The sequence below is a fragment of the Palleronia sp. genome, from assembly GCF_042089775.1.
Taxonomy (GTDB): Bacteria; Pseudomonadota; Alphaproteobacteria; order Rhodobacterales; family Rhodobacteraceae; genus Palleronia.
Genome location: NZ_JBELKF010000107.1, coordinates 1 through 9,273, shown reverse-complemented (window position 1 = coordinate 9,273; position 9,273 = coordinate 1). Strand labels below are relative to the sequence as shown.

Sequence of the window (9,273 nt, the reverse complement as noted above, 5' to 3'; positions counted from 1 at the left end):
TCTCCGCGAGGGAGTTACAGTCCCCTGCCACACCTTGCGGCCTGTCGCCCACTGACTGTGGCGGCTCTCCTACCCACGGTAGTGAGGGGCGTCAACACGAAAATCTCTTGAATTTCGGACCGTCCCCGCGCATGGCCCGCTCATGACAAAGAAACCGAAATGGGTGGTCGAGAAAGAGCGTGGTCGCCGCGAGGCCGCGCGCGAGACCGTTTGGCTGTTCGGCCTGCACGCGGTGCGCGATGCGCTTGAGAACCCCCGCCGCGAGGTTCTGCGCCTCGTCGTCACGAAGAACGCCGCCGATCGGCTCGGCGAGGCGGTGCGTCACGCCCCCGAGGTCGAGGAAGCCGATCCGCGCAGGTTTCCCGCTCCGCTCGATCCCGGGTCGGTGCACCAGGGCGCCGCGCTCGAGGTCAAGCCGCTGGATTGGGGGCGCCTCGAAGACATCGCGGTCGAGGGGACGGGGCCGATCGTCGCGCTCGACCGGGTGACCGATCCGCACAATGTAGGCGCGATCCTGCGATCGGCCGAAGTGTTCGGCGCGCGGGCGGTGATCGCGCCGTCGCGCCATTCCGCGCCCGAGACCGGGGCGCTGGCCAAGACCGCCTCTGGCGCGCTGGAGCGCCAACCCTACCTGCGGGTCGGCAATCTTGGCGATGCGCTCGAGTCGCTGAAGGGGATGGGCTATCTTTGCCTTGGCCTTGCCGGTGAGGCCGATGTCAACGTGGCTGAGGCCGCTGCCGCCGCGGGATCGCGACCGATCTGCCTTGTTCTGGGCGCCGAGGGGCCGGGCCTGCGCGAGCGGACGCGCGAGCTGTGCGACCGGCTGGTGCGCATTTCGGCGGCGGGAGAGTTCGGCTCGCTGAACGTGTCGAATGCTGCCGCGGTGGCGCTCTACGCGGCAACCCGCTGAGGCCCAGCCAGGCTCAAGTCACGATCGCGCGAGATCCCTTTCAGTTGCCCTTGGGCAACGCCATTTCTCACGCAGGCGCCGGACCGGAACACCCGGCGCGTCATCACTGTCCCTCGTTCCACACTTCGCGCCCGGGCTGAACCCCCGGGCGCGTTTTTCGTTGGGGTCCTGCCAATCCAAGGGGACCCCACATGACCGATGACGACATTCGCCGCATCCTCACCGACGTGAACCGGATCGCGCTCGTGGGCGCGTCGGCCAATCCTGCGCGCCCCAGCAACGGCGTCGGCCAGTTCCTTGCCGCGCGCGGCTACGAGGTTCATCCTGTCAACCCCGGCCTCGCCGGCCAAAGCCTGTTCGGCCGCACGGTCGTGGCCCGCCTGCCTGACCTTTCCGATGATATCGAGATGCTCGACATCTTTCGCCGGTCCGATGCCGTACCGGCCGTGGTCGAAGAGGCGCTGGACGTCATGCCATCTCTGCGGGTGGTGTGGATGCAGCTAGGCGTCGTCAGCCCCGAAGCGGCCGCGATGGCCGAGGCGAATGGTGTCGAGGTCGTGATGGATCGCTGTCCCAAGATCGACATCCCCCGGCTGGGCATCGAGCGCCGCGCGACCTGACGGCACGCTCGCGGCCCCGTCAGCGGGCCTTGCTGGACAAGCAGGGGGGGCGCGGATAGGACGAGTTCGATCTTCGCGGGCCGTCCGAGGCCCGCCCGACCGCAGAAGGACCGATCCATGTTTGCAACGCCCGCTTACGCGCAGGCCGTCGGTGGGGGCGCCGGGGGCGCCATCGCCAGCTTCCTGCCGCTGATCCTCATCTTCGCCATCATGTATTTCCTGCTGATCCGTCCGCAGCAGAAGAAGGTGAAGGAGCACCAGAGGATGGTCGAGGCGCTGCGCCGGGGCGACCAGGTCGTGACCGCAGGCGGGCTTGTCGGCAAGGTGACCAAGGTGCACGACAACGGCGAGGCCGAGGTCGAGCTGGCCGAAGGCGTCAAGGTGCGCGTTGTCAAGTCGACGATCGCACAGGTCCGCAACAAGACCGAGCCGGCCGCCGAGAGCTGATCGCTCTGCGCCGTCCATCCGGGGGCCGCTAGATGCTGCACATTCCGCTACTGAACCGCATCCTGATCTGGGGTGTGGTGGTCATCGGCCTCGCCCTCGCGATGCCGAACCTCTTCTACAACCGCGTGGAGCAGGCGAACGACGCCCGCGCCGCGATCGAGGTCGAGGGCGCGACGCCCGAACGGCTCGAGGCTGCGTCCCAATGGCCGGAATGGCTGCCTTCCGGGCTGGTCAACCTCGGTCTGGACCTGCGCGGCGGCGCGCATCTGCTGGCCGAAGTGCAGGTCGAGGATGTCTACGCGCAGCGCATGGACGGCATCTGGCCCGAACTGCGGGACGAGTTGCGGGACGCCCGCGAAACGGTCGGCACGATTCGCCGGGCGGATGAGGGCGGGCCGGTGCTCGAGGTGCGGATCTCGGACGCCGAGGGGCTGCCCCGTGCTCTCGAGATCGCGCGCGGGCTGTCGCAACCGGTGACGTCGCTGACCGGCGGTGGCGGGCAGAGCCTTGATGTGTCGGGCGAGCAGACCGGCGACACCGCCGTCATCCGCATCTCGATGAGCGAGGCCGAACGCGCCGCGACCGATGACCGCACGATCCGCCAGAGCCTCGAGATCATCCGCCGCCGCGTGGACGAGGTCGGCACGCGCGAGCCGACGATCCAGCGGCAGGGCGCAGACCGTATCCTGATCCAGGTGCCCGGCATCGGATCGGCCGACGAGCTGAAAAGCCTGATCGGCACCACTGCGCAGCTGACCTTCCACCCGGTCGTCAGCCGGACCACGGACCCCGAGACGAACCCCGGCGCCGGCAACGTGATCTATCCGTCCGTGGACGAAACCGGCACCTATTACGTGCTGGAGCGCACTCCGGTCCTGTCCGGCGAGACGCTCGTGGACGCGCAGCCGGCCTTCGATCAGAACGGGCAGCCGGCGGTGAACTTCCGCTTCAATCCGCAGGGCGCGCGCGTCTTCGGGGAATACACGTCCGAGAATATCGGTTCGCCCTTCGCGATCGTGCTGGACGAAGAGGTGATCTCGGCCCCCGTCATCCAGAGCGCGATCACCGGCGGCTCGGGCATCATCACCGGCAACTTCACGGTGGAGCAGTCGACAGAACTGGCCGTTCTCCTGCGCGCAGGCGCCCTGCCGGCCGAGCTGACCTTCCTCGAAGAGCGCACCATCGGTCCCGAGCTTGGCCAGGACTCGATCGAGGCCGGGCGGATCGCCTGCATCGTCGCCTTCGCGGCCGTCCTGATCTTCATGGGCCTCAGCTACGGGCTGTTCGGCCTCTTCGCCAACATAGCGCTTCTGATCAACGTCGGCCTGATCTTCGGTCTGCTGAGCATGATCGGCGCAACGCTGACCCTGCCGGGTATCGCGGGGATCGTGCTGACAATCGGCATGGCGGTGGACGCCAACGTGCTGGTCTTCGAGCGTATTCGCGAAGAACTGAAGACTGCCCGCGGACCGGCACGCGCAATCTCGCTCGGTTACGAGCGCGCTCTGTCGGCCATCGTGGACGCGAACATCACCACCTTCATCATCGCCGGCATCCTGTTCGCGCTGGGGTCGGGGCCCGTTCGTGGCTTCGCGGTGACGCTGGGCCTCGGCATCCTCACCTCGGTCTTCACCGCAATCTACCTGACGCGGCTGATCATCGTGACGTGGTTCGACCGCCGTCGCCCGAAAACCATCGAGGTTTGATCCCATGCGCCTGAAACTCGTTCCCGAAAACGTCGACATCGACTGGTTCAAGAACGCGCGGCTGACCCTTGGAGCTTCAGCCGTGGCGGTGGTGCTGTCGCTTGTGGCGTGGGCGGTGCTGGGGCTGAACTTCGGCATCGACTTCCAGGGCGGCACCACGATCCGAAGTCAGGCGGAAGAGCCGGTGAACGTGGCCGAATACCGTGCCGCCATCGGCGATCTGGGCCTGGGCGACGTGGTAATCTCCGAAGTATTCGACCCGTCGTTCGGTGCGGACGAGAACGTCGCGATGATCCGGATCGCTGCGCAGGACGACTCGGGCTCGGTCCAGCAAGATACGATCGAGGAGATCCGGCAGACGCTGGCCGAGATTGCTCCGTCCATCGAGTTCAGCAGCGTGGAATCGGTCGGTCCCAAGGTCTCGGGAGAGCTGATCCAGACCGCGTTCCTGGCCGTGGCGGCCTCGATGGCGGCGATCCTGTTCTACATCTGGCTGCGGTTCGAATGGCAGTTCTCGATCGGCGCGGTCGCCGCGTTGTTCCACGACGTGATCCTGACGATCGGTATCTTCTCGGTCCTGCAGATCCAGTTCGACCTGGCGACGATCGCCGCGATCCTGACGATCATCGGCTATTCGATCAACGACACGGTGGTGATCTTCGACCGCCTCCGCGAGAACCTGATTAAGTTCAAGCAGCGCCCCCTGCGCGACGTGATGAACCTGTCGGTGAACGAAACGCTGAGCCGGACGGTGATGACGAGCGGAACCACCCTTGTCGCGTTGATCGCGCTTCTGGTCCTGGGCGGTGACGTGATCCGAAGCTTCGTCTTCGCGATCACCTGGGGCATCGTGGTCGGTACATATTCTTCGGTCTTCGTGGCGAAGAACATTGTCCTGTTCCTGGGCGTGAAGCGCGACTGGTCCAAGCCGGACAAGACCGAGGGCAACCAGTTCTCAAGCGTGGACAGCTGATCAGTCCGGCGTCCTGCTGCGCGATAGGTTAAGGTCGCCACGGCAACTGAGGGAGACGCGTCATGGAGATGAACGAGGCAACCTATTTCGGCGCCACGCCGATCGACGGATACGGCCCGGGCTTCTTCCGGATCGGCGGCGAGGTTCATGAAGGTGCGCTGCTGCTCCTGCCGTCGGGAGTGCGCGAATGGGCCGGATTCGAGGCGGAGCCCATCGTCGCGGCAGAGGCAGAGATCGATCTGCTGGTCGTCGGCACCGGCCCCGAGATGTCCTACCACCTGCCGCGCGAGTTCCACTCGGCCATCGAGGCGGCGGGCATTGGAATCGAGGTCATGGCCTCGCCCCAGGCCTGCCGAACCTTCAACGTCCTTCTGGGCGAGGGACGGCGCGTCGGGGCAGCTCTTCTGCCCGCATGACCCTGATCGCCCGCGATTTAACCGTGGGCCGGGGCGGACTGCCCGTTCTGGCGCATATGTCCTTCACGGTAGAACCCGGGCGCGCATTGATCCTGCGCGGCCCGAACGGCTCGGGCAAGACAACTCTTCTACGCACCTTGGCGGGCCTTCAGGCGGCTTATGATGGCGCGGTCGAGCCCGGACCGGATGCTGTCGCCTATGGTGGGCATCGCGACGGCATGAAGGGCCAGATGACGGTGGCCGAGAATCTGACGTTCTGGGCCGGGCTGCATGGCGTTCACGACATCGAACCGGCGCTGAAGGCGTTCGATCTTGCACGGCTTGAGGACCGTTGGGCGCAGCACCTGTCGGCGGGGCAGGGACGGCGGCTGGGACTCGCCCGGCTTCTGGTGACGGGCCGGCTAATCTGGTGCCTGGATGAGCCGACGGTCTCGCTCGACGCCGAGAACACGAAGCGCTTCGCCGACATGGTGCGCGGCCACTTGGCCGGCGGTGGAATCGCCGTGATTGCAACTCACATCGACCTAGGCCTCAAGGGCGAGGTGCTGGACGTCCGCCTCTATAGGGCCACGCTGGAGGCGCTCGAATGAGCGGGCGCGCGCCATGCTGAGGCTGATCGCGCGGGATCTCCTGTTAGCGGTCCGGTCGGGCGGCGGGTTCGGGTTGGGCCTCGCGTTCTTCCTGATCGTGACGGTGCTGGTGCCGTTCGGCGTCGGCCCCGAGACGGCGCGGCTGGCGCCGATCGCGCCCGGTATCCTGTGGGTCGGAGCGCTGCTGGCCTGCCTTTTGTCGCTGGACCGGATCTTTGCGCTCGACCGCGAGGACGGGGCGCTGGACCTTCTGGCGACTGCGCCCGTGCCGCTAGAGGCGCTGACGCTGGCGAAGGCAGCGGCGCACTGGCTGGTGACGGGCCTGCCGATATCGCTCGCCGCGGCGCCCTTGGGGCTGTTTCTTGGCCTGCCGTGGCCCGGCCACCTGTGGCTGACCCTGTCGCTGTTGGTGGGCACGCCGGCGCTGTCGCTGATCGGCTGTTTCGGCGCGGCTCTGACGGTCGGGCTGCGGCGCGGAGGGCTGCTGTTGTCGTTGCTGGTGCTACCGCTTTACATTCCGACGCTGGTCTTCGGCGCCGATGTGGCGCGGCGCGGCGCCGAGGGGGTGGCAACTGGAACGCCGCTCGCGCTTCTCGGCGCGGTGACGCTAGGGTGCTTGGCGGGGCTGCCATTTGCCGCGGCGGCCGCGCTGCGCGTGTCGCTGCGATGAGCCTTCGCATGTGTGACAGCGCGTCCCTTGCCGCCTGTCCCGGCGCCCGCTAGAGGATCCCCGATGTCCATCTGGTCCTTTGCCAATCCCACCCGTTTCATGGCGGTCACCGCGCGTCTGGTGCCCGCCCTTGGCGCGCTTGCGGCGGTGCTTCTGGGGATCGGTCTTGTCTGGGGCTTCTTCTTCACGCCCGACGATTATCGGCAGGGCGCGACGGTCAAGATCATCTACCTGCACGTCCCGTCGGCGCTTTTCGCGATCAACGCGTGGTTCATGATGCTGGCGGCGTCGCTGATCTGGCTAATCCGGCGACACCATGTCTCGGCCCTCGCGGCGCGGGCGGCTGCGCCGGTAGGAATGACGATGACGCTGATCGCGGTGGTCACAGGCGCGGTCTGGGGGCAACCAATGTGGGGCACGTGGTGGGCATGGGACCCGCGACTGACCTCGTTCCTGATCCTGTTCCTGTTCTACCTCGGCTACATCGCGCTCTGGGGCGCGATTGACGATCCCGACACCGCGGCCGACCTGACCAGCGTGCTGTGCCTCGTGGGCAGCGTGTTCGCGGTGCTTTCGCGCTATGCGGTGAACTTCTGGAACCAAGGGTTGCACCAGGGCGCGTCGCTGTCGATGGACGTCGAGGAGAACGTGGACAACGTGTTCTACTATCCGCTCATCATCTGCATCGCGGGATTTGCGGCGCTGTTCGTGGCGCTGGTGCTCTTGCGGACACGGACAGAGATTCGGGCGCGACGTCTGCACGCGTTGCGCCTGCGCGAAAGGATGGCCGATGCCTGATCTTGGGAAATACGCGGTCGAGGTGGGGCTCGCTTACGGGCTGTCGGGCCTGCTGATCCTCGGCCTGTTGGCACTGTCCGTGCTGCGGGCCGGGCGCATCCGGCGCCAGCTTGAGCGGGTGGAGGCACGGCGTCATGGCTAAGCTGCCGCTTCTTGCCATCATCCCGCCGGTGATTTTTGCGGGGCTTGCCGGGTTGTTCTATGCCGGGATGCAGCGGGACGATCCCGAGGCGCTGCCGTCGACCTTCGTGGGCCGCGAGGCGCCGGCGCTGAGCGTGACCGATCTGGGGGATCTGCCGCCTGTGACGGCCGACGCGCTTGACGCGCCCGGGATGAAGCTGGTGAACTTCTGGGCGTCGTGGTGCGCGCCGTGTCGGGTCGAGCACCCGAACCTCGTGAAGCTGTCCCGCGACGAGGGGGTTCCGATCTACGGCATCAACTACAAGGATCAGCCGGACAACGCGCTCGACTTTCTGGAAGAGCTCGGCAACCCCTACGCTGGCGTCTCGGCCGATGCGAACGGGCGGACGGCGCGGGACTGGGGTGTCTATGGCGTGCCCGAGACCTTCGTGGTGGACGGAGAAGGGCGCGTGGTCGCCCGCGTTGCCGGCCCGGTGACGGAGCGCACACTCGAGCGGACGATCCGGCCAGCGCTGGCGGGTCAGTGACGGCCTAGGCCGCCAATCCGGCGATCAACAGAATGGCAAGAATGGCTGTTTCCACCATCGGAAGCGGCCAGCCGAGGCGTGCTGTTGCGGTGCGGAGTGCGTGTCTCATGCCAGTCCGGATTGGATGCCGTCGTTGCACACTAGACGATCTCGCCGCGTCTTCGAACGGGTTGAGAAGGATTGTCCGCGTTTCCGGAGAGCGCAAAAAAAAGGGCCGGCGCGAGGCCGGCCCTTTCGGTTGCGATGCGGTGACTTCAGGCAGCCGAGGCGGTGCCTGCCAGACGGCGCAGCACGTAGTGCAGGACGCCGCCGTTCTTGACGTAGTCGATCTCGATCGCGGTATCGATGCGGCTTTTCAGCGTGATCTCTTTCGACGAGCCGTCCGCGTACTTGATCGTGCAGGGCACTTCGGCGCCGGGGCGGAAGTCGTCCTCGAGCCCGTGGATCGAGAATTCCTCGTCGCCGGTCAGCTTGAGGCTTTCGCGAGTGTCACCGCCCGTGAACTCGAAGGGCAGGACGCCCATCCCCACGAGGTTCGAGCGGTGGATACGCTCAAAGCTGGCGGCGATCACTGCCTTCACGCCCAGGAGGGCGGTGCCCTTCGCGGCCCAGTCACGGGACGAGCCCGCTCCATATTGCTCACCAGCCACGACGACGAGGGGTGTGCCCTGCGCCTGGTAGGCCATTGCCGCGTCGTAGATCGCCATTTGCTCGCCATCGGGGCCCTTGGTGTAGCCACCTTCGACGCCGTCCAGCATCTCGTTACGGATGCGGATGTTGGCAAAGGTGCCCCGCATCATGACCTCGTGATTGCCGCGGCGCGACCCGTACGAGTTGAACTCGCGCGGCTGGACCTGGCGCTCGGTCAGGTAGGACCCGGCGGGGGTGGTCTCCTTGAACGAACCGGCGGGCGAGATGTGATCGGTCGTGACCATGTCGCCCAGCAAGGCCAGCATCCGCGCACCTTCGACGTTCGAGATCTTGCCCGGCTTCTTGCCCATGCCCCGGAAGTAGGGCGGGTTCTGCACATAGGTCGAATCGGCGGGCCAGTCGTAGGTCTGGCTGTCGGTGGTCTCGACCTCCTTCCACTTCTCGTCGCCCTCAAACACGTTGGCGTACTTCTTCTGGAAGCTTTCGCGCGTCACGGTCTTCTCGACCAGTTCGGCGATCTCGGACTGGTCCGGCCACAGGTCCCTGAGGTAGACGTCGTTGCCGTTCTTGTCCTTGCCCAGAGGCTCGGACGTGATGTCCACGTTCATGTCGCCGACCAGCGCGTAGGCCACCACGAGCGGCGGCGAGGCGAGGTAGTTGGCGCGCACGTCGGGGCTGATCCGGCCTTCGAAGTTGCGGTTGCCCGACAGGACCGAGCAGGCGATCAGGTCGTTTTCGCTGATGGCCTCGGACAGCTCTTCGGGGATGGGGCCCGAGTTGCCGATGCAGGTGGTGCAGCCATAGCCCACGAGGTTGAAGCCGAT

The 9,273-nt window shown here is 66.4% G+C and carries 12 protein-coding genes; 11 read left to right on the top strand and 1 reads right to left on the bottom strand.

From position 1 onward, the window contains the following. Positions 1 to 142: 142 nt before the first annotated feature. The 11 genes from rlmB to ACFDS3_RS17365 all read left to right on the top strand — a co-directional run bounded on the left by rlmB (position 143) and on the right by ACFDS3_RS17365 (position 7,798). Positions 143 to 910 carry a 23S rRNA (guanosine(2251)-2'-O)-methyltransferase RlmB gene (gene rlmB, locus ACFDS3_RS17415; RefSeq protein WP_375263625.1) on the top strand — a complete coding sequence of 256 codons (768 nt, stop codon included), beginning with the start codon at positions 143 to 145 and terminating at the stop codon, positions 908 to 910. Positions 911 to 1,101: 191 nt separating this feature from the next. Continuing rightward, complete coding sequence (locus ACFDS3_RS17410) at positions 1,102 to 1,530, top strand: CoA-binding protein (protein ID WP_375263624.1); 429 nt, start codon at positions 1,102 to 1,104, stop codon at positions 1,528 to 1,530. Positions 1,531 to 1,647: 117 nt separating this feature from the next. Next, complete coding sequence (gene yajC / locus ACFDS3_RS17405; protein WP_375263623.1) at positions 1,648 to 1,977, top strand: preprotein translocase subunit YajC; 330 nt, start codon at positions 1,648 to 1,650, stop codon at positions 1,975 to 1,977. A 32-nt stretch (positions 1,978 to 2,009) separates the two neighbouring features. Further along, positions 2,010 to 3,683 carry a protein translocase subunit SecD gene (gene secD / locus ACFDS3_RS17400; protein WP_375263622.1) on the top strand — a complete coding sequence of 558 codons (1,674 nt, stop codon included), beginning with the start codon at positions 2,010 to 2,012 and terminating at the stop codon, positions 3,681 to 3,683. Between the two features lie 4 nt (positions 3,684 to 3,687). Beyond that, the gene (gene secF / locus ACFDS3_RS17395) at positions 3,688 to 4,656 is read left to right on the top strand and encodes a protein translocase subunit SecF (protein ID WP_375263621.1); all 969 of its coding nucleotides are present in this window, start codon (positions 3,688 to 3,690) and stop codon (positions 4,654 to 4,656) included. 62 nt (positions 4,657 to 4,718) lie between these two features. Next, positions 4,719 to 5,072 (top strand): Mth938-like domain-containing protein, encoded by a 354-nt coding sequence (locus tag ACFDS3_RS17390; protein WP_375263620.1) that lies wholly within the window; start codon positions 4,719 to 4,721, stop codon positions 5,070 to 5,072. Then, positions 5,069 to 5,662: a heme ABC exporter ATP-binding protein CcmA gene (ccmA, locus tag ACFDS3_RS17385; protein WP_375263619.1), complete on the top strand. Its 594-nt coding sequence runs from the start codon at positions 5,069 to 5,071 to the stop codon at positions 5,660 to 5,662. The genes ACFDS3_RS17390 and ccmA overlap by 4 nt, the downstream gene beginning before the upstream one ends. A 13-nt stretch (positions 5,663 to 5,675) precedes the next feature. Further along, entirely contained in the window at positions 5,676 to 6,332 is a 657-nt protein-coding gene (gene ccmB / locus ACFDS3_RS17380) for a heme exporter protein CcmB (RefSeq protein WP_375263618.1), read from the top strand. 63 nt (positions 6,333 to 6,395) lie between these two features. Continuing rightward, a complete protein-coding gene (locus ACFDS3_RS17375; RefSeq protein ID WP_375263617.1) occupies positions 6,396 to 7,130 on the top strand; it encodes a heme ABC transporter permease in 735 nt (244 codons plus the stop codon). Further along, positions 7,123 to 7,272 carry a heme exporter protein CcmD gene (gene ccmD / locus ACFDS3_RS17370; RefSeq protein WP_375263616.1) on the top strand — a complete coding sequence of 50 codons (150 nt, stop codon included), beginning with the start codon at positions 7,123 to 7,125 and terminating at the stop codon, positions 7,270 to 7,272. Before ACFDS3_RS17375 ends, ccmD begins: the two co-directional genes overlap by 8 nt. Further along, positions 7,265 to 7,798, top strand: a complete 534-nt coding sequence (locus tag ACFDS3_RS17365; RefSeq protein ID WP_375263615.1) for a DsbE family thiol:disulfide interchange protein — start codon at positions 7,265 to 7,267, stop codon at positions 7,796 to 7,798. The genes ccmD and ACFDS3_RS17365 overlap by 8 nt, the downstream gene beginning before the upstream one ends. Positions 7,799 to 8,052: 254 nt before the next feature. Here the strand turns inward: ACFDS3_RS17365 and ACFDS3_RS17360 are convergent. Beyond that, positions 8,053 to 9,273 (bottom strand): aconitase family protein (locus tag ACFDS3_RS17360; RefSeq protein ID WP_375263614.1); only part of this gene is annotated, 1,221 nt, incomplete at its 5' end.

Bases quoted from the DNA above. Each gene is read 5' to 3' on its own strand.
- rlmB (WP_375263625.1), top strand. From the start codon at position 143: ATGACAAAGAAACCGAAATGGGTGGTCGAGAAAGAGCGTGGTCGCCGC.
- ACFDS3_RS17410 (WP_375263624.1), top strand. From the start codon at position 1,102: ATGACCGATGACGACATTCGCCGCATCCTCACCGACGTGAACCGGATC.
- yajC (WP_375263623.1), top strand. From the start codon at position 1,648: ATGTTTGCAACGCCCGCTTACGCGCAGGCCGTCGGTGGGGGCGCCGGG.
- secD (WP_375263622.1), top strand. From the start codon at position 2,010: ATGCTGCACATTCCGCTACTGAACCGCATCCTGATCTGGGGTGTGGTG.
- secF (WP_375263621.1), top strand. From the start codon at position 3,688: ATGCGCCTGAAACTCGTTCCCGAAAACGTCGACATCGACTGGTTCAAG.
- ACFDS3_RS17390 (WP_375263620.1), top strand. From the start codon at position 4,719: ATGGAGATGAACGAGGCAACCTATTTCGGCGCCACGCCGATCGACGGA.
- ccmA (WP_375263619.1), top strand. From the start codon at position 5,069: ATGACCCTGATCGCCCGCGATTTAACCGTGGGCCGGGGCGGACTGCCC.
- ccmB (WP_375263618.1), top strand. From the start codon at position 5,676: ATGCTGAGGCTGATCGCGCGGGATCTCCTGTTAGCGGTCCGGTCGGGC.
- ACFDS3_RS17375 (WP_375263617.1), top strand. From the start codon at position 6,396: ATGTCCATCTGGTCCTTTGCCAATCCCACCCGTTTCATGGCGGTCACC.
- ccmD (WP_375263616.1), top strand. From the start codon at position 7,123: ATGCCTGATCTTGGGAAATACGCGGTCGAGGTGGGGCTCGCTTACGGG.
- ACFDS3_RS17365 (WP_375263615.1), top strand. From the start codon at position 7,265: ATGGCTAAGCTGCCGCTTCTTGCCATCATCCCGCCGGTGATTTTTGCG.